Annotated in this window: 18 protein-coding genes, 1 tRNA gene and 1 pseudogene; 13 read left to right on the top strand and 7 right to left on the bottom strand. The window is 34.0% G+C overall.

Going from position 1 to position 18770, the window contains the following annotated elements; all coding sequences use genetic code 11:
* The first annotated feature begins 139 nt into the window (after positions 1-139).
* From OOT12_RS05120 to OOT12_RS05140, 5 genes are all read left to right on the top strand, one after another.
* Positions 140-216, top strand: a tRNA-Asp gene (locus OOT12_RS05120).
* Positions 217-346: 130 nt separating this feature from the next.
* Positions 347-760 (top strand): preprotein translocase subunit YajC, encoded by a 414-nt coding sequence (yajC, locus tag OOT12_RS05125; RefSeq protein ID WP_264685233.1) that lies wholly within the window; start codon positions 347-349, stop codon positions 758-760.
* An 8-nt stretch (positions 761-768) separates the two neighbouring features.
* Entirely contained in the window at positions 769-2580 is a 1812-nt protein-coding gene (gene glmS / locus OOT12_RS05130; RefSeq protein ID WP_264685234.1) for a glutamine--fructose-6-phosphate transaminase (isomerizing), read from the top strand.
* Between the two features lie 625 nt (positions 2581-3205).
* Positions 3206-3955, top strand: a complete 750-nt coding sequence (locus OOT12_RS05135; RefSeq protein WP_007302596.1) for a hypothetical protein — start codon at positions 3206-3208, stop codon at positions 3953-3955.
* A gap of 227 nt (positions 3956-4182) precedes the next feature.
* Positions 4183-5208 (top strand): hypothetical protein, encoded by a 1026-nt coding sequence (locus OOT12_RS05140; protein ID WP_213863940.1) that lies wholly within the window; start codon positions 4183-4185, stop codon positions 5206-5208.
* Here OOT12_RS05140 and OOT12_RS05145 read toward each other — a convergent pair.
* Positions 5198-5722, bottom strand: a complete 525-nt coding sequence (locus tag OOT12_RS05145; protein ID WP_213863939.1) for a gamma carbonic anhydrase family protein — start codon at positions 5720-5722, stop codon at positions 5198-5200. The two genes, OOT12_RS05140 and OOT12_RS05145, sit on opposite strands and share 11 nt — an antisense overlap.
* A 116-nt stretch (positions 5723-5838) precedes the next feature.
* Here OOT12_RS05145 and secG point away from each other — a divergent pair, with 116 nt between their 5' ends.
* Genes secG through OOT12_RS05165 form a run of 4 tightly spaced genes read left to right on the top strand, consistent with a single transcriptional unit; the run spans position 5839 to position 8524 of the window.
* Positions 5839-6159: a preprotein translocase subunit SecG gene (secG, locus tag OOT12_RS05150; RefSeq protein ID WP_007302593.1), complete on the top strand. Its 321-nt coding sequence runs from the start codon at positions 5839-5841 to the stop codon at positions 6157-6159.
* Positions 6159-7766, top strand: a complete 1608-nt coding sequence (locus OOT12_RS05155) for a CTP synthase (protein ID WP_063631082.1) — start codon at positions 6159-6161, stop codon at positions 7764-7766. Before secG ends, OOT12_RS05155 begins: the two co-directional genes overlap by 1 nt.
* Before the next feature lie 39 nt (positions 7767-7805).
* Positions 7806-8099, top strand: a complete 294-nt coding sequence (locus OOT12_RS05160; RefSeq protein WP_264375400.1) for a hypothetical protein — start codon at positions 7806-7808, stop codon at positions 8097-8099.
* 17 nt (positions 8100-8116) lie between these two features.
* Positions 8117-8524 (top strand): nucleoside deaminase, encoded by a 408-nt coding sequence (locus OOT12_RS05165; protein ID WP_264375418.1) that lies wholly within the window; start codon positions 8117-8119, stop codon positions 8522-8524.
* Positions 8525-9030: 506 nt separating this feature from the next.
* On the opposite strand, the gene OOT12_RS05170 is transcribed toward OOT12_RS05165, so the two are convergent.
* Complete coding sequence (locus OOT12_RS05170; protein ID WP_264375399.1) at positions 9031-10074, bottom strand: hypothetical protein; 1044 nt, start codon at positions 10072-10074, stop codon at positions 9031-9033.
* Positions 10075-10511: 437 nt separating this feature from the next.
* On the opposite strand from OOT12_RS05170, the gene OOT12_RS05175 reads away from it, so the two are divergent.
* Together OOT12_RS05175 and ccmA are read left to right on the top strand one after the other, a co-directional pair.
* Positions 10512-10943, top strand: a complete 432-nt coding sequence (locus OOT12_RS05175) for a hypothetical protein (RefSeq protein ID WP_264375398.1) — start codon at positions 10512-10514, stop codon at positions 10941-10943.
* Positions 10944-10946: 3 nt separating this feature from the next.
* Entirely contained in the window at positions 10947-11570 is a 624-nt protein-coding gene (gene ccmA / locus OOT12_RS05180) for a heme ABC exporter ATP-binding protein CcmA (RefSeq protein WP_007302587.1), read from the top strand.
* A 62-nt stretch (positions 11571-11632) separates the two neighbouring features.
* Here the strand turns inward: ccmA and argS are convergent, their stop codons facing one another.
* A complete protein-coding gene (gene argS, locus OOT12_RS05185) occupies positions 11633-13339 on the bottom strand; it encodes an arginine--tRNA ligase (RefSeq protein WP_264375397.1) in 1707 nt (568 codons plus the stop codon).
* Positions 13340-13692: 353 nt separating this feature from the next.
* Positions 13693-13842, bottom strand: a complete 150-nt coding sequence (locus OOT12_RS05190) for a hypothetical protein (protein ID WP_264685235.1) — start codon at positions 13840-13842, stop codon at positions 13693-13695.
* A gap of 58 nt (positions 13843-13900) precedes the next feature.
* Here OOT12_RS05190 and OOT12_RS05195 point away from each other — a divergent pair, with 58 nt between their 5' ends.
* Complete coding sequence (locus OOT12_RS05195) at positions 13901-15160, top strand: IS256 family transposase (RefSeq protein WP_264685236.1); 1260 nt, start codon at positions 13901-13903, stop codon at positions 15158-15160.
* Positions 15161-15189: 29 nt separating this feature from the next.
* The gene (locus tag OOT12_RS05200) at positions 15190-16422 is read left to right on the top strand and encodes an IS256 family transposase (protein WP_264685173.1); all 1233 of its coding nucleotides are present in this window, start codon (positions 15190-15192) and stop codon (positions 16420-16422) included.
* 63 nt (positions 16423-16485) lie between these two features.
* Here the strand turns inward: OOT12_RS05200 and OOT12_RS05205 are convergent.
* The 3 genes and pseudogenes from OOT12_RS05205 to wmk all read right to left on the bottom strand — a co-directional run.
* Positions 16486-16923: pseudogene (locus tag OOT12_RS05205) on the bottom strand (transposase); the annotation flags it as partial.
* 29 nt (positions 16924-16952) lie between these two features.
* On the bottom strand, positions 16953-17537 hold the full coding sequence (locus OOT12_RS05210) for a JAB domain-containing protein (RefSeq protein ID WP_264685238.1): 585 nt from the start codon (positions 17535-17537) through the stop codon (positions 16953-16955).
* A 171-nt stretch (positions 17538-17708) separates the two neighbouring features.
* Positions 17709-18638, bottom strand: a complete 930-nt coding sequence (gene wmk / locus OOT12_RS05215; RefSeq protein ID WP_264377138.1) for a WO male-killing family protein Wmk — start codon at positions 18636-18638, stop codon at positions 17709-17711.
* Positions 18639-18770 lie beyond the last annotated feature (132 nt).

Genomic DNA, 18770 nt, shown 5'->3' on the forward strand with positions numbered 1-18770 from the left:
ACGGGACTACTTGCATAAGCCATGTGTGAAATTAAGTTATTTACATGGTAATAAAAAAGACAAAAAAGCGCAAACAAAAAATATTGACAAGTGGCAACACGTTGATTAGCTTTAAGGTTGCAAACGTTAAAAAGCAATGGGGGGTGTAGCTCAGTTGGTTAGAGCGCATGCCTGTCACGCATGAGGTCGTGAGTTCAAGTCTCATCACTCCCGCCATTACAGCAGAAACACCTTAAAATTCTTTAAGTTTCTTATTAATTTGAATTAATTTCTTTCAGAGACTTGACATGATATTGTAATTGCTGCTTAATCTATTTAATTTTATTATTAATAATTGGGATTAAATATGTTCATTTCTGAGGTTTTTGCGGCAGATGCGACTAACAATGTATCAGTATCTGTTGCTAACTTTATTCCACTCATTTTAATATTTGTAGTATTTTATTTTCTCATTATTCGCCCCAATCACAAAAAACTAAAAGAACATAGAAGGATGATAGATCAAATAAAACGTGGTGATACGGTTATTACTTCTAGTGGAATAATAGGTGAAGTAAACAAAGTTGACGAAGTAAATGCACAACTAATACTAGAAATAGCACCAAAAATTGAAATAAAAATCCTAAAGTCTGCTATATCTGAAATCTTAAATAAAGAAATTCAAAAGCCAGTAGCTAAATCTATTGAAAAAAGCAAAGTTGAAAAGAATGGCAAGAAAAATAAACTAGAGGAAAGTAAAAAAGACAAAAATGCTTCATAATTTAAGAAGTGTGTGGAATATTAGGTATAGTAAGTAGCGGTGATTCAGTAATACCAACTTTACTAACCGCGTTGCAAAAATTGGAATACAGAGGTTATGACTCTTCAGGTATAGCAATTATAAATAATAGAGGTAAGATAGAAGTAAAAAAATCAGAAGGTAAAGTTGAAAGATTGTGTGAAGTTGTTCATGAGAGCAAGATATCTAGTAGCAAAGTTGGTATAGCACATACTCGTTGGGCTACACATGGAGCTCCAAATCTTAAAAATGCTCATCCCATTTATATAAATAATGTTGTTGTTGCTCATAATGGCATAATTGAAAATTACAATATATTAAAAAAGGATCTGGAGGAAAAGGGAGTATCTTTTCATACCGACACTGATACAGAAGTAATACCAAACATATTAACTGCATATCTTAATGAAGGATTGTCACCAGTTGATTCTATATTACAGTGTCTAAACAATTTACAAGGTTCACTTGCTTTGGCTTTATTATTTGCAGAATATCCAGATACTTTATTTGTTGCAAAAAGAAATTTGCCTTTAGCAATAGGATATAACTGTAATAAAGTGTTTGCTGCTTCTGATACTAATACTTTGAATTCATTTGTAGAAAAAATATTGCATTTAGAAGATAATGATATTGCAGTAATAAAATCTAACGAATTCAGTATATATAATAATGGTATACAAGTTAAACGCAGAACAGAAAATAGCAGTCCAAGAAATTTTCTAATTAGTAAAAATGGTTACCCTAGCTTTATGCTAAAAGAAATTTTTGAGCAACCGTATGCATTAAACAAAACAATAAATCAATTTTATAAACAATATAAAGAAATCAACAAAGAATTATTTTCTGAACTAGGTTACATTACTATAGTTGGATGCGGTTCATCCTATTTTTCTGGACTAATAGCAAAGTGTTGGCTGGAAAGTATTGCTCAAATTCGGGTATATCTAGAAATCTCGTCAGAATTTAGGTATAGCAGCGTCAAGCTCGAAGAAGGTAGTATTGGCTTATTCATTTCTCAATCTGGTGAAACTGCAGATACTATGGAAGCACTACGTTATGCGAGATTGCAGAAACAAATGATCATTAGCATAATTAATACATTTAATAGCAGCATAGAAAAAGCCTCAGATATTGTATTGCATACTCTTGCTGGACCTGAGATTGGTGTTGCTTCGACAAAAACCTTTTCTACGCAGCTTGCAATTTTAGCATGCTTTGCTGTAGAGCTTGGAAAAATAAAAGGTATACTGGGTAGAGAGAGGATAAAGGAACTAAGCGGTGCTATTAATTCCATTCCCGAACATGTAGAGCATGTTTTGAATGTGATGGAAATACAACATATATCAGGCAGTATATTAGAGCACAATAATATAATTATAATTGGGAGAGGAAGCTCATATGGAGTTGCAATGGAAGGTGCATTGAAGATAAAAGAGCTTTCATATATCAACACAATTGGTATTGCAGCGGGAGAAATGAAGCACGGTTCTATCGCCTTGATAGACTCTACTGTACTTGTTATCGCAATTATTCCTTACGATAATTTATTCTTTAAAACGCTATCCAATATACAAGAGATTATTGCAAGAAAAGGTAAAGTAATTGCCTTTAGTGATAAGCAAGGAGCACCGCTCTTAAAGGGAATTTGCATAGATGTGGTGCAACTTCCAGAAGTTGACAATTTTGTTTCTCCAATTATCTACAGTGTTGCTATGCAATTTCTTGCTTATTCTATTGCAGAAAAAAAAGGGTTAGATGTAGATTGTCCGAGAAATTTAGCTAAATCTGTCACAGTTGAGTAACTTATTTAAAGTGAGTTGCTAATTAACAGCTCTAATTGTCAGTTATAAATTACTGAATTTTACTAATAAATTCATTGCTATCATTAGCCCTCTGCGAAAGAATATGTAACTAATGTAAGGATGAGAGAGGCTAAAATCCACACCTCAAATTAACAAGATTTGCCATTATGGTTACCAGACACAACTTAACCTAGCAAGCAAGAATTAACTAACAGAAAAATTGAAAACTAATATCAGTCTCTTATGTAATGCTACTAATATTTTTCTAATATGTTTTCTATTCAGGAAAGTCTACATCGCCATAACAATATTTACTAGAATGAGGTCTTGTCTCATTGTAAAAACACAACCAATGATCAACGTCTATCTGAAGATCTTCTAATTAATTGTAGATTGTTTTACAAAAAAAGAGGAGTAAATGAGAGTTCAGTAACTTGATTATAGAGTTGTACTGCCTTTCCATATTTGAAGCAAGTTGTTATTCTATCTCAAACCGTAGCACAAAGTAAATATGGCAATTTACACTAAAATTTTCTGTTTATGATTTATATTATGTAAAGATACTATTTGACCTTGAGCTTTAAAGATATTATGTAATAGCATTATTTAATATGCGAGGTTTATTATGGCTAAAGTAAGTGCTGGTGAAAACTCAAAAAAGCTTAAAGATGGTAAAAATCAGCCCATATCACCAAAAAAGTTCAAAGGCAGTCAGTCTATGTCACCAAAACGGAGTCAGAATTCTGGTGAAAAGCTATGGAATGCATTAGAATCATTAGAAGAAGCAAAATCAGAGTTGAAAAAAAGAAAATTTGAAATAGAACTAAAAAAAGACACTGAAATATCAGACGAAGGAATAGAAAAAGTAGTGGAATTGGAAAGGAAAACAGAAAAAGAGATAGAAGAAATAGCAATGCCAATATCAACGTTACTACTTAAGGAAACAATAATAAAATTACAAGGAACAAAAATAATAAATTTTTTAAAAAAATTAGAAAAACAAGTAAAAGAAATGCAAGAATTATGTAAGAAACTAGAATTAAATGCTAAAATAGAAGAAGAAGATCTAAATAAGCTCGAGGATATAAAGAAAGAATCAGAAAAGTGTTGCAGAGAGTTAGTGAGCTATATGCCTAATTCAAATAATCCTAGAATGTTGTACACTGCTGTTATTGGTGTTGGTCTTGCTGTTGGGCTGGTAGCAAGTACTATACTTGAACATACAACTAGACTAAGTATATTAGCAATAATTGGCATAGCTACAGCATCTGCACTCGTAGCTGGTGGTGCTACATATGAAGCACTAAGACCTAATACTAAAATAGATGAATCAAAAGAAGTCCAAATAAAGAGTTCTCATCACTCACTTTCCTAATCACACTTTAATTCAAACTTTATCAGTTTTATTCAAGTTGCTTCTAAAAGGAGAATATCAATGGTGTTCTCCTTACTGATTTGGTTAAAATGCAGAAAACGCCTATGTCAAAATTTACACAGATGTTAAGTGCTGCCACTAATTCCCAGTTAGTACAATTTGTGTATCTTATTGACATATTTAATTTATTCTGTTACAATTTTTAGTAATTAGGTTGGGGTAAAACAATGAAGAGTTTTAAATGGCTACTTAATCAAGTCAGACTTTCATGGATTAGCTTAATATCAAAAGTAAAGAGCTTTTTTCAAACTAACGATACACATCATCAAACAACTGCTAGCAATGGAAATGATCATACAAGAAAAATAAGTGTAGAAAATACAATAGAGGAGAAAGTTAATGAAGAGGATGTATGGTATGATTCTCTGAAAGAACAAGAGCCAGGTGAAAAAGAAAGAGATCTGGATGAAGAAGAATTTTTTGATGCTATTGAAAATTTGGATGAAGAGGAAGTGAGTGCTAACATAGAAGGAAAAGAGTATGAAAAAAATAAGTACTATAGTCTACAAGATGGTCTACAAGAAAAAAATGAATTTGATCACACAACGCACACTCTTACACTTGCTTTTGAAATTGAAAAGCCATTTCCAGACTCTGACCTTAGTAAATTTAAGTTATGCGAACTTAAGCAAAATGGTGATAAATATACGTTTATCTTAGAAAATGATCAGAAAAGTCGAATAGAATTACACTCTGAATATCTCAATATTTATTTTCCTAAGTATTTTGAGAAACACAGTAAAAAAGGAGCTTACACCGAACTTTTTTCTCAAGAAGAAAATAGAATTAGCAATGATATTATAATACCGCTACAAGTTCCAAAAGAAGCAAGCATATTTACCAAAGAGTGCAATTGGTTAATAAGAAAGGTTGTAGGTGAAATACCAGATTATCCAGTGGGCAAATCGCTTGAATACTGCAGGAGTCGTGTAAATTTCTTTCTTAACTCAAACAATACTATATCTCTTTTTCTAACGTCAGCATGGACAAAATGTGCAGCTAAATCATCAGGTACTCAGATAGAAACAAACTGGCCAGTAAAGGATATTCTAGTCAGAGGTAGTTTTATTAATCAGCATATTCCTAGAGTTGAAGAAGCTTATATTGATAAGCATTATATAGTTGAAGAAACTTTTGAAGTAGTTAACGTAGAATGTGCATCAGAGCTGAAGATTTCTCAACCTAGCATATAGCCTTATATTCTTTCATCAGCATGATATAATTTTGTGCAGATTGTGTAATATGTTTTATTTCCTCATCTGACATTTTTTTGAAGAATTGTGCTGGCCTGCCAGCCCATACTTCACCACTTTTTATCACTTTTCCATGTGTCACCAGTGAGCCAGCAGCTACCATAGCTCCAGACTCGACAATCGCATGATCCATTATAACAGAGCCCATACCAATAAATGCTTTATCATGTATCGTGCATGCATGTAACACACAAAAATGTCCAACCGTCACTATACTACCAATAATCGTGTCACCGCCTGGATTTCTATCTACATGAATTACGGTGCCATCTTGAATATTCGTTTCATCACCTATTTTGATTGATCCAACATCTCCTCTGATCACACAATTAAACCAGATACTCGCATTCCTTCCTATTTCAACGTTACCTATGATACGCACACCATCTGCGATAAAAGAACTTTCATCCATTTTTGGTTCATAATCTTTGTATTTTAAAATTTGATAGCTCATAATTTAAATAAGGTTTAATACATACTTGGGTTCCAGTAGTCAAGTTACTCGGGTAAAGATATTCTTGACTTATGATCCTTATGCTCCTAAAATCTTTATTTTTAGCTCTATTCATAATGTCAGTAACAGTACTTAGTGTACTTCAAATAATATTAGTTGTTGTATTGGTAATTTTAGTGCTCCTGCAGCCACCTGGAAGTAGTTCATTAAGTGGCTTTAGTAATTCACAACAGGGAATGAATTCAATAATTCCGGTAAAGTCTTCTGAAAATCCACTCAGTAGAATAACTTCTATAGTTGCTGGGCTGTTCATTATAAATACACTGTTACTATCAGGATTATGTTCAAAAGATGTACATAAAAAATCAATTGCAGAGAAGATTATATCAGAAAAGAAGCAAGAAGGCCAATCAACTTCTGTTCCATTTGAAAATTAATGAAAGAAACCAAGTTTATCTTTGTTACAGGTGGAGTTGTTTCATCACTTGGTAAGGGTTTAGTTGCTTCAAGTGTGGGAGCACTTCTTCAAGCTCATGGATTCAATGTTCGCATCAGAAAGCTTGACCCATATCTCAACATTGATCCTGGAACAATGAGCCCAGCTCAGCACGGGGAAGTATTTGTTACTGAGGATGGTGCTGAAACTGATTTAGACCTTGGACATTACGAGCGTTTTACTAAAATTAAAGCAACCAAGGACGACAATATAACAACTGGTAAAGTATATAATAAATTATTAAAGAAGGAAAGGTGTGGTGATTATCTAGGCAAAACTGTGCAAATCATTCCTCATGTGACAGATTTAATCAAATCTTTCATTTTTAATGGTACAGAAGATTTAGATTTTGTAATATGCGAAATAGGCGGAACCGTAGGTGATATTGAAAGCCAACCGTTTTTGGAAGCTATACGCCAAGTTAATTATAAACTAGGAAAGCAAAAAGTTATCCTTATTCACTTAACTTTAATACCATATCTCACTGCAGCACAAGAATTAAAGACAAAACCGACACAGCATTCAGTTCGAGAGTTAAACTCTGCGGGGTTACAACCAGATATTATATTATGTCGCAGTGAAAAAGAAATTTCCGATAATCAAAAAGAAAAGATAGCCAATCTTTGCAATGTTTCTTTATCTAACGTAATACCTGCTCCTGATGTAAACCATATATACGAGTTACCGTCCTTGTATAATCAATGTGGGCTCGGGACACAAATTTTGGATCACTTTCACTTAAGTAAGCCAAAACCAAGCTTACCTGAATGGGACCAAATAGTACACTCTATGAGACATCCAACACAAGAAGTTATCGTTTCCATAGTAGGAAAATATACTGAATTTCCTGACGCATATAAATCACTGATTGAAGCATTAAACCATGGTGCAATTAGTAATAAAGCTAGAGTGAAGATAAATTGGGTCAACTCAAGAGAAGAGAATGGAAAATCTATAGATGCAAAGTTTATCAGAGAAAAATTACAAAGCTCTAATTCAGTCCTTGTTCCAGGAGGATTTGGTGATAATGGAATAGAAGGTAAAATATTAGCAATAAACTATGCCCGTGTAAATAACATTCCTTTTTTAGGAATATGTCTTGGTATGCAGCTTGCAGTGATTGAATTTGCTCGTAACGTTATTAAGCTTGAAGATGTACACTCTGAAGAATTTTATACTTGCAAACACCCAATCATCAAGCTCGCTGATGGTAAGAACGTTGATCTTGGTGGAACCATGAGACTTGGAACATACAAGTGTAATGTAAGTCCAAATTCAAAAATGGCAAATGTGTATAGTAGTGTCACTATTTCAGAAAGACACAGACACAGATATATAGTTAATTTAGATTATAAAAATAACTTAGAAGAGAATGGAATGATATGCAGTGGTATATCAGAAGATAAAACATGCATAGAGGCAGTGGAGCTAAAAAATCACTCATGGTTTATTGGTGTGCAATTTCATCCAGAATTTCAATCAAGACCATTTTCTCCTCATCCTCTCTTTACATCATTTATTAAGGCAGCTATTGACAATAGAGTTTAATAGAACTTAATAAACTATATTCTAATAGAGAGGTAAAAAATGTTACTAAGAAATAGTAAAGATAGCATTACATATGGATCTGCGACCTTCGAGGAATTGAATAGGCATGTAGAACAAATAATATATAAATTAGAGGAGGATCAAATTATAGAGGATATAATGGAAGAAGTAGTTGTAGCTATAAACGAACTAAAATCGGTAGAAGAAATAAAAAAATATTTAAAGCGAGAAATAGATAGCCTTGTAAAAAGGACAATAGTCCTTAGTGAACTCTATAACCTAGAAAAAATAGAAAAGCCAAGAAAAGAAAATTATATTTACCCAAGCACCTAATGTTTAAGTACCAATACATGGAACTTGCCATAGAGCAAGCAAAACTTGCTCAGAAAGATGGCGAAGTGCCAATAGGTGCTGTAATAGTTAATGGAAACAATATCATCTCCTCTGCACACAATATATCTAATGATCCAATTGCACATGCAGAAATGTTAACAATTAGACAAGCATTTTCAACTTCCACGCTTTATGAAGCTGAAATGTACGTAACGTTAGAGCCGTGCCCGATGTGCGCTCAAGCTATCTCTTTTGCAAAAATTAAACGTCTGTACTTCGGGGCTTACAATCCCAAAGGTGGAGGAGTTGAAAACGGCACTAGAATATTTCAATTCTGTAACCACATACCTGAAGTTTATGGTGGAATATTAGAAACAAAATGTTCTCTTTTGTTAAAAGATTTCTTTGAGAAATTGAGAACTTAGGGGAGTGGTTTAAGAAATGATAGATAGGAGATTATGAAAAGGGTTTTAGCCGCATGAAAGTGGGATGAAAAGAAGCACTGGTTTCACATGCGTCTGAACAGACACCATTTTACAGCATTTTAAATTTGTCCTGTGCAATGTTTGTACAGTTGCGATAAAAATTACTTGACAAATTTTGACAGCTTTGTTATTTTGATAGTGAAGATATTCTAGAGCTCGAAATCTATCTTCGTCTGCAGACTTTTCAACTTCATTAATTTATAATCTCTAGTTAAAGTATATTGTACTTATGTATAGATAACTTCTATCATAGCTATATACATTTTTCTGAGTTTTTTTGTATTACTTAGGAGGATCATCATGTTTAAAATCATGGATTACGCATATCATTGACATAAATGCCTTAAAAGGACAGATGGTACCTACGTCCTCTTTATATAGATTATGTATTTGTTCAGATACGACTAAATTGTGTCTAGTGTAGAAAAAATTAGACAAATTCAGCCTTATATAGAACCAAATTCAACGGAAGTAGAATTATCCTCATTTCCATAATAGTAAGGATTTGCTTCTTGCGTATTATTAACAGCAGTTTTTAATAGTACTTCCTTATCACTATTCCATGCAACTTTCTCCATAATTGGAATATAATCCTTACACTTTTGATTATCTCCACAATCCTTGATTTTACTATCATCATTTAGATAACGCTTCAATGCATCATAGTATACTTTAGTGTTATTACCCTCTTTATCTATCATTTGTCCTAAGGTATTAACAAGTATCAATGGTGCAACTTGTTTTGCTTTTACAACACTTGTTTCACTGGACTCTCTAAAGAGATTAGGACATGCTCCTCTGGAAAAAAAGCTCTTGTTGAATTCTGGATTACTATGGTAAACGTTCGGGTAACAGACACTCTTAATCTCTTCTTCTTGACACGCTAACTCTCTTTGATTATCCACACATTTTTCACATTCTATATTACCAAGCCAGGATATTGAATTAAGATCCTCTGTAAAGGCAAATTTAAAATTTACTGCACCATAATTACCATTTGCTCCCTCTTCTATATATTTTGCAATCTTAGGATTACTGTACATCTCAGGATATAATTCCTTTAGTAAATCAGATGCACTAAAACCTTGACAACCTATCTTATTATCAACTTTATAAAAATGAGAATATGGCCCACAATTTTCATACTTGGAACAATCTGAGGTTACTTTTTGAGATGTAATTTCTCCATTTTCATTCTCTCCTTCATCAGTAACAGGTTCGCCCGTACCACTTCCTTTTTTACATTCTTCAGCTATTTTTTTATACCACTCAGTCTCTGCTTTTGCTCGCTTAACCTCCTCTGCGCATTTCGTAAGTTCCTTTTCTACTAGTTCAAAATCCTCTTTTACTATCGGAACTATATTTGTGAATTGCTTCTCAGTCGTAGTTTCACCCTCAGTCATTTCGTCTATACCTTCTTTACCATAAAAAAGTTTATTGGTATATAAATAACTACTATTAACTTGATCACTATAGGTATTTTTTGACATCGGAACCTCCTCTACAGTCAAAATTGAAATTGTATTAAAATAAAAAAACTACAAATTTAATGTGAGTAAAAGAAACCACAGTTCAGGAAATCTCAGGTTAACTCAGAAATTATTATAAGCCAAAATGATTAAAAATTTTATAACTTATATTATAGATCTAGCATGATAACCAACAATTAGATTTTCTTTCAATTTCCACCTTACTCACCAGCTTGACACAGTCCATCTTTATTCATTAGAGAGCCGTGATTCCTCTACTCTCCAATGATTAATCACTTGTCAGTTTTGAGTGTAGTAGTTGATAGCCTGTACGTAAATACGTTGCTTTTGTCCTTTAGAAATTTTTAGTCTACTATCTTTATCCAGAAAAAAATTGTAAAATTTCTATAGTTATGGTATAATTGTAAATACCGCTTGCCAATAAGCTAAGTATAAAAATGCCGTTCGGACAAATCATTACATATAGCACGATATTACTTGCTATAATTGCAGTATTTCTCTTTTTGAGAAAAATATACAAAAATCACATTAGAAAAATTATATTTCCTCTAAAAGTTCTCAAAGAAGAGTGGGAAGAAAATAGAAGATTTAATGAATTATATCAAAAAAATAAGCAAAAAGAGTTGATGAAACAACAGGAAATGCTAAGCGAGAAGCAAAAAGATATTCAAGTTTACAAAGAAGATCTAGAAATAGTTGATATAACAAAGCCACTAGGTAAATGGACAAAGATGGTTATGATGGGTAGTGGTTTAATGAAGCATTTTGCACAATTGATACACAGAGAAGGTGATAAAAAAGGATTTTGGGAGCTATTTATAAAAGCTCAGTCTTCAACTAAGGGTAAATATAAAGGAAAAGGCAGATAATCCATGCTTGAATGTAAAAATCTATCCTGTGCTCGTAATAACAAAGTATTATTTAAAAACCTCAATTTTAAAGCTGAGCCAAAATCAAAAATCTTAATCACTGGTCCAAATGGTAGCGGCAAAACCAGCTTAATCAGAAGTTTATCTGGACTCTTACCGCCAGTATCAGGCAATATAAGATACTACGGAAAAGACATATATGATGATCCAAAATCCTTTATATCTTCCATGGTTTACGTAGGACATAAAAACGCCTGTAAAGATAGCTTAACAATTGGTGAAAACATAGAATTCTGGGCAAGAATACGGAACACTAGAGAATCAGTTATGGCAGCTGCTTATTGTTTAGAGTTGCAACCTGTATTTAACATTAGATATGGTGAACTTTCTGCAGGCTGGAAAAGAAGAGTTGCGCTTGCCCGCCTTTTAATTTCTAATGCAAATATCTGGCTGATAGATGAACCTTTCTGTAATCTTGATAGCACAACATGTGAATTAGTATTGAACCTAATCTCAATACGCTCTGAGCAGAACGGTACAGTAATTATTACAGGACATAGCTCTACAGAACAATTGTGTGACTTCAAGACAATCGACATACGTGATTTTAACAGACCTCTTGTATAATTTTTGGCCTTATTGTACTTACATCAATAATTTATTATCACATTTAATATTACGCATTAAAATTAACTCATCTCTTTCAAAGGCTCTATATTAAAAATCGAAAGTCCAGAAGCAATGACGTGTGCTAAGGCTTGGACAAGAAACATTCTTGCAGCGGTGAGATTTAAGTTATTCTCCAGTATAAACCTCATATTTAAATCACTTTTGCCATATCCCCATAAAACGTGAAACGCTTCTGCAACTTCAAGTAAGTAGAAAGTAATTCTATGTGGCTCACAAAGCCTTGCAGATATTTCTATCACATCTGGCCACTTTGCTAAGGTTTTTATGAGGAATAGCTCGCCATCTGTCTTTAAAAGTGAAAGGTTTGTTGTTGGGAGCTCTTTTGGAGCATTACGCATTAACGAATGAGCACGGGCGTGCGCATATTGCACATAAAAAATAGGGTTGTCTTTTGACTGTTCTTTAACTTTAGCAAAATCAAAGTCCAAGACCATATCATTCTTGCGTGTTAACATTATAAAACGAGTTATATCCCTGCCAACCTCTTCCACTACATCCCTAGCTGTAAGAAAATTTCCTGATCTTTTCGACATCTTAACAGGTTTGCCATTTTCGAAGAAATTCACAATATTATGCAGTTTTACCTCTATCTTTGCTTGATCATCACTGAGCGCAGAGACAACTGCTCTAAGCCTTTTGACATAACCGCCGTGGTCACTGCCGAGCTCTACGATCATATTGTTAAAACCACGTGATATCTTATCAAAATGGTAAGCAATATCTGAGGCAAAATAAGTCCAACTGCCGTCCTCTTTTTTCAGTGCGCGGTCAACATCATCACCAAATGTTGTAGAGCGAAATAACATTTCTTTTCTGGAAGTCCAATTTTCACTTTCTTTGCCTTTTGGTTTCTCCAAGTATCCTTCATACACAAGACCCTTATCAGATAATATCTTTATACTCTCTTCGATTTTGCCACTTTTTTGTAGCTCATACTCTGAAGTAAAGACATCATGACTTACTCCAAGTAAGTTCATGTCTTCCTTTATTATCTCTAAAATGGAACTTAAAGTATACTCTCTAATTATTTGATTATCCTCCTCTTCTCTAAGCTCCTTGCCATATTTTTTAGCTAGCCCCTCCCCTATTGGTTTTAAATATTCACCTGGGTATAAACCTTTTTCGATGCTAATTTTCTCTCCCAGAGCTTCCTTATACCGCAAATATACTGACCGAATTAGCGTATCTATCTGCGCTCCAGCATCATTGATATAGTACTCCTTAGTAACTTTATAACCAACTTTCTTTAGCAAATTTGCTAAAACATCACCAAACACTGCCCCTCTTGCATGACCAATATGTAGTGGCCCAGTTGGATTTGCGGATACAAACTCAACATTGATGGCCTGATTGTTTCCAATGTTGAGAGTGCCAAACTCCGTTTTTAGCTCATTTATTTGTTTTAAAATCCCATGCCATACTTCCATTTTCAAGTGCATATTGATGAACCCAGGACCTGCTATTTCCACTTTTGCAACTTCATCAAAAAGTTCAAACTCTTTAGCTAAAACTTCTGCGATTTCAATGGGATTCTTCTTTTCATGTTTTGCAAGCACCATAGCAACGTTTGTGTAAATATCTCCATGCGCTCTATTGCTTGGAGGTTCCACAATAAAGTTTGTTGCATTCGTGCTTATAATACCCCTTCGTTTCAATTCATTTAATTTGCCAGAAATTAGAGAAAAAATCCGCTTAAAAATGCTCATTCACTATACTGTTATAAAATCTATAGCAGTATAGCGGACAAGTGGGGGAAGTTGAAGGTTTATCTGATGTAATTTATAGCTAAAGCGACTTAGGTTTACCGACAATTTGAAGAACTGTCGTTCCGCTACTTGTTAGCGGCCGCGGTGGTATGACGTGTTGCTCCGTGTCAGCTACTTGGATGACAACTATAGCTCTGTCATTCCAATGCGTAACGCTGGAATGGCAAAGAAGAAAGGCTATTGATTTTTCATATGGTTATGCAAGACTCCAATCTTGAAGTCTTGCCTTTAACGACACATGCATCAAAATCATATAAGCTTATAAAATTTCCATTCCCTGTTCAAAATATCATTTATATAAAAAACACTGGCACTACCTCCGAAGAATCCCAAATTACTTCTTTGCAAACTTCACAATCTCCTTTTTCTTCTGCAAAACTAGTTCTTTTATCACTATCAAAAAATTCTTTGCATTCATCAATTGTTTTATCGGGAACGTTCAAAAAAGTGTGTCAAACCGAAAAAAAAGTAATAAATTGATATAAAAAATGGAGGTTTGATATGGGTCAAGCAAATAGAACTACTGGTTTGGTAGATTATAAAGAATTAGAAACAAATATCCTGTCATCTATACGAGAAGGAAGACCATTGACAGGAAGAGATGGAGCATTAACACCGTTTATAAAAAGGTTGCTAGAGGCAAGTCTGGAAGGTGAAATAGAAAGCCACATGTCAGCTAAAAGTGAAGAAAATAACCGAAGAAATGGAAGGAATGCAAAAACTTTACGTACAAGTTCAGGCTCATTTGAACTATTAACACCAAGAGACAGAGAAGGAAGCTTTGAACCGCAAATAGTCAAAAAAAGGCAAACAAGCCTACATCCAGAACTTGAAGCAAAGGTCTTAAGCACATATGCCAGTGGCATGGGATACAGAGATATAGCTTCACATGTTGAGGAAATATATGACCACAAAATATCAGCAGCAGAGATATCCAGTATTACTGATAAACTGCTACCAGTAATCAATGAATGGCGCAGCCGCCCACTGCAATCAGTGTATCCAATAGTGTTTATGGATGGCATGTTCTTTAAGGTCAAGGAGGACGGACATTGTATAAGTAAATGCATGTATAATATATTGGGCATAAATCAAAATGGCAGAAAAGAAGTATTAGGTTTTTATTTGGCTGAAAGTGAAGGAGCTAACTTCTGGTTGGGAGTTCTAAATGACCTAAAAGAGCGAGGAGTAGAAGATATTCTAATTGCCTGCATTGATGGGCTAAAAAGCTTTCCTGCGGCTATAAATAGTGTGTTTCCTAAGGCAGAAGTACAGCTATGTATAGTGCATCAGATAAGGAATTCACTGAAATATGTATCTAGCAAAGATGTAAAAGTTTTCATGAATGATTTGAAAAAAATATATCGTGCTTCAAGTAAAGAGATCGCTGAGAATTATCTGCTTGAGCTGGAAGAAAAATGGGGAGAGAAGTATCCTTTAGTTATAAAATCCTGGCAGAACAATTGGGAAAACTTATCCAGTTATTTTAAGTATTCTGGGCAAGTTAGGAAGCTGATTTACACCACCAATCCAATTGAGGGGTTGCATAGACAAATCAGGAAATTTACTAAAACTAAGGGTTCATTTACTAGTACAAATGCCTTGTACAAACAGGTATATTGTGCTATAAAAAAGGTAGAGCAAAAGTGGATTATGGCTCTCCCTAATTGGGCTTTAACTATGTCTCAACTTGATATTTTCTTTCCAGATAGATTGAAAAGGGAACGTTCAAAAAAGTGTGTCAAACCGAAAAAAAAGTAATAAATTGATATAAAAAATGGAGGTTTGATATGGGTCAAGCAAATAGAACTACTGGTTTGGTAGATTATAAAGAATTAGAAACAAATATCCTGTCATCTATACGAGAAGGAAGACCATTGACAGGAAGAGATGGAGCATTAACACCGTTTATAAAAAGGTTGCTAGAGGCAAGTCTGGAAGGTGAAATAGAAAGCCACATGTCAGCTAAAAGTGAAGAAAATAACCGAAGAAATGGAAGGAATGCAAAAACTTTACGTACAAGTTCAGGCTCATTTGAACTATTAACACCAAGAGACAGAGAAGGAAGCTTTGAACCGCAAATAGTCAAAAAAAGGCAAACAAGCCTACATCCAGAACTTGAAGCAAAGGTCTTAAGCACATATGCCAGTGGCATGGGATACAGAGATATAGCTTCACATGTTGAGGAAATATATGACCACAAAATATCAGCAGCAGAGATATCCAGTATTACTGATAAACTGCTACCAGTAATCAATGAATGGCGCAGCCGCCCACTGCAATCAGTGTATCCAATAGTGTTTATGGATGGCATGTTCTTTAAGGTCAAGGAGGACGGACATTGTATAAGTAAATGCATGTATAATATATTGGGCATAAATCAAAATGGCAGAAAAGAAGTATTAGGTTTTTATTTGGCTGAAAGTGAAGGAGCTAACTTCTGGTTGGGAGTTCTAAATGACCTAAAAGAGCGAGGAGTAGAAGATATTCTAATTGCCTGCATTGATGGGCTAAAAAGCTTTCCTGCGGCTATAAATAGTGTGTTTCCTAAGGCAGAAGTACAGCTATGTATAGTGCATCAGATAAGGAATTCACTGAAATATGTATCTAGCAAAGATGTAAAAGTTTTCATGAATGATTTGAAAAAAATATATCGTGCTTCAAGTAAAGAGATCGCTGAGAATTATCTGCTTGAGCTGGAAGAAAAATGGGGAGAGAAGTATCCTTTAGTTATAAAATCCTGGCAGAACAATTGGGAAAACTTATCCAGTTATTTTAAGTATTCTGGGCAAGTTAGGAAGCTGATTTACACCACCAATCCAATTGAGGGGTTGCATAGACAAATCAGGAAATTTACTAAAACTAAGGGTTCATTTACTAGTACAAATGCCTTGTACAAACAGGTATATTGTGCTATAAAAAAGGTAGAGCAAAAGTGGATTATGGCTCTCCCTAATTGGGCTTTAACTATTTCTCAACTTGATATTTTCTTTCCAGATAGATTGAAAATTGAGTTGAACTAAAAATGCGGCTTGACACACTTTTTTGAACGTTCCCATTGAAAATTGAGTTGAACTAAAAATGCGGCTTGACACACTTTTTTGAACGTTCCCGTGGTCATATATTTCCTCAACATGTGAAGCTATATCTCTGTATCCCATGCCACTGGCATATGTGCTTAAGACCTTTGCTTCAAGTTCTGGATGTAGGCTTGTTTGCCTTTTTTTGACTATTTGCGGTTCAAAGCTTCCTTCTCTGTCTCTTGGTGTTAATAGTTCAAATGAGCCTGAACTTGTACGTAAAGTTTTTGCATTCCTTCCATTTCTTCGGTTATTTTCTTCACTTTTAGCTGACATGTGGCTTTCTATTTCACCTTCCAGACTTGCCTCTAGCAACCTTTTTATAAACGGTGTTAATGCTCCATCTCTTCCTGTCAATGGTCTTCCTTCTCGTATAGATGACAGGATATTTGTTTCTAATTCTTTATAATCTACCAAACCAGTAGTTCTATTTGCTTGACCCATATCAAACCTCCATTTTTTATATCAATTTATTACTTTTTTTTCGGTTTGACACACTTTTTTGAACGTTCCCCATCAGATGGCTTTAACCTTCCTTCTGGGTGGTTATGCGATATTATTATTGACGTCGCTTTTCTTATTAATGCCTTTCTTGTTACTTCTCTTATGTAAAAAGGTACCTTATCTACTGTACCAGTAAACACTTCTTCCCCCTTTAAACGGCACTTTTGATCAAAATATATTATTTTCATCTTTTCCTCCTCTGAATAGCCAATACTCACCCTTAAATATTTTACTATGGTTTCCAAGTTATCCATTACAGGTCCTTTCTTTAACTCTTCTCTTGGTACTCTCTTTGAAGCTTCCTTTAGGCATAAAATTACTGCTACTGTAGAGTCAGTTATCCCTTCTATAGTTTTCAAGTCATCTATTTCCTGGCCTAAAACTCCTCCTATTCCAAAACTATCTATTAGCTTTCTAGCAATAATTCGAGCTTCTTCCCTGTCATGCACTGCACTTAGAAACGTTTCTATTACTTCACGATCAAGTAGTGCTTTACCGTTGCTTTCTAATGCTCTGAATTCTATTTCTTCTCTACGATCTTTCTTATTATTCATAAAAATTACCCTTCACTAATAACAAAATGTTTTTATATATTTACTGCTGTTTTTTTGTCAGCATTGGCATAGAGCCATAGCTTTCGAGTGAAGTCAAATCAATTTTTCAATCTTTTTTACTTATTTTTTCATCAAAAAGTAAAGATATTAATAGATACTGATTTTTTTATTTTAAATTTGTTGAATTTCGTCTAAAGAGATGCCCACTGTTTTTAAAATAATATTGATAGAAATTCCTTCCTTAACTAAGTTCTTTGCAATTTTTATCTTTTCTATTTTCTTTACTTTCTCTTTGCAAACTTGTATGATTTCAAGCAGAGACTTTATTAGTACATAACGTAGTTCTTGGCTTTTAATCTTTTTGTATTCTTCTATTAACCTTGATAGCTCTGCTTCACTATTCTCATTTTCTGTTGTTTCTGGAAGCAGATCTGTAATATTAATTAGTAGTACCTTTGCTATTTCATCTAACATTTCAAGTGAAACAGCAGCTCGTCCTTGTTCATATTCATATATTCTTTGATTTATTATACCCACTTTACTTGCTAAATCTTCCTGAGTGTATCCTCTTCTCAACCTCCATTCTTTTATTCTTTGACCTACTTTATACGGAATGGAAATTTTTTTCTCATCATTATCATATTCATCAATAGATAAACTGGTCGTTTGAGAGATAACATGAGCAGAAACTCCTTCCTTAACTAAACCCTTTGCCACCTCTACTTTTACTGCCTTTCCACTCTCTTCCTCACTAATACAGATGAATTTAGTTAATAAATAAAACGTTTCGCGTAATTCTTGATCCTTAATCTCTTTATGTCTTCTTACTAGATTTACTATCTCTTCTCCCTCATACCTTTGCTTATTTGATACTTCTTGTCCGCAAGCTAGATCTCTAGCAGTTGTTGATAATGCTTCTGCTAATTCATATAACTTCTTAATTGAAATTCTGCGTGTTCCTTTTTCATATTGCAGTATTACCTGATATGTTGTTCCGATTTTTCCCGCTAAATCTTTTTGAGTATATCCTTTTGCTAACCTACAACTTCTTACTTTCTGTCCTAGTTTGTAATCTAAAGATTCAAGGTCGCTAGCGGTCATTCTTTTTCGTAACCTGCCATTTTAGAAATTTTATATAGAAGTTTTGCTAGCATATTGTTATCTTTATTGAAGAGTAGTATATTAAACTTCTATGCTGTGACAAGCTAAGAAGTTCACACTTTAAATAGGTAT

The organism is Wolbachia endosymbiont (group B) of Parapoynx stratiotata, from assembly GCF_947250635.1.
GTDB lineage: Bacteria > Pseudomonadota > Alphaproteobacteria > Rickettsiales > Anaplasmataceae > Wolbachia.

Bases quoted from the DNA above. Each gene is read 5' to 3' on its own strand.
- yajC (WP_264685233.1), top strand. From the start codon at position 347: ATGTTCATTTCTGAGGTTTTTGCGGCAGATGCGACTAACAATGTATCA.
- OOT12_RS05135 (WP_007302596.1), top strand. From the start codon at position 3,206: ATGGCTAAAGTAAGTGCTGGTGAAAACTCAAAAAAGCTTAAAGATGGT.
- OOT12_RS05140 (WP_213863940.1), top strand. From the start codon at position 4,183: ATGAAGAGTTTTAAATGGCTACTTAATCAAGTCAGACTTTCATGGATT.
- OOT12_RS05145 (WP_213863939.1), bottom strand. From the start codon at position 5,722: ATGAGCTATCAAATTTTAAAATACAAAGATTATGAACCAAAAATGGAT.
- secG (WP_007302593.1), top strand. From the start codon at position 5,839: ATGTCAGTAACAGTACTTAGTGTACTTCAAATAATATTAGTTGTTGTA.
- OOT12_RS05155 (WP_063631082.1), top strand. From the start codon at position 6,159: ATGAAAGAAACCAAGTTTATCTTTGTTACAGGTGGAGTTGTTTCATCA.
- OOT12_RS05160 (WP_264375400.1), top strand. From the start codon at position 7,806: ATGTTACTAAGAAATAGTAAAGATAGCATTACATATGGATCTGCGACC.
- OOT12_RS05165 (WP_264375418.1), top strand. From the start codon at position 8,117: ATGGAACTTGCCATAGAGCAAGCAAAACTTGCTCAGAAAGATGGCGAA.
- OOT12_RS05170 (WP_264375399.1), bottom strand. From the start codon at position 10,074: ATGTCAAAAAATACCTATAGTGATCAAGTTAATAGTAGTTATTTATAT.
- OOT12_RS05175 (WP_264375398.1), top strand. From the start codon at position 10,512: ATGCCGTTCGGACAAATCATTACATATAGCACGATATTACTTGCTATA.
- ccmA (WP_007302587.1), top strand. From the start codon at position 10,947: ATGCTTGAATGTAAAAATCTATCCTGTGCTCGTAATAACAAAGTATTA.
- argS (WP_264375397.1), bottom strand. From the start codon at position 13,339: ATGAGCATTTTTAAGCGGATTTTTTCTCTAATTTCTGGCAAATTAAAT.
- OOT12_RS05195 (WP_264685236.1), top strand. From the start codon at position 13,901: ATGGGTCAAGCAAATAGAACTACTGGTTTGGTAGATTATAAAGAATTA.
- OOT12_RS05200 (WP_264685173.1), top strand. From the start codon at position 15,190: ATGGGTCAAGCAAATAGAACTACTGGTTTGGTAGATTATAAAGAATTA.
- OOT12_RS05210 (WP_264685238.1), bottom strand. From the start codon at position 17,537: ATGAATAATAAGAAAGATCGTAGAGAAGAAATAGAATTCAGAGCATTA.
- wmk (WP_264377138.1), bottom strand. From the start codon at position 18,638: ATGACCGCTAGCGACCTTGAATCTTTAGATTACAAACTAGGACAGAAA.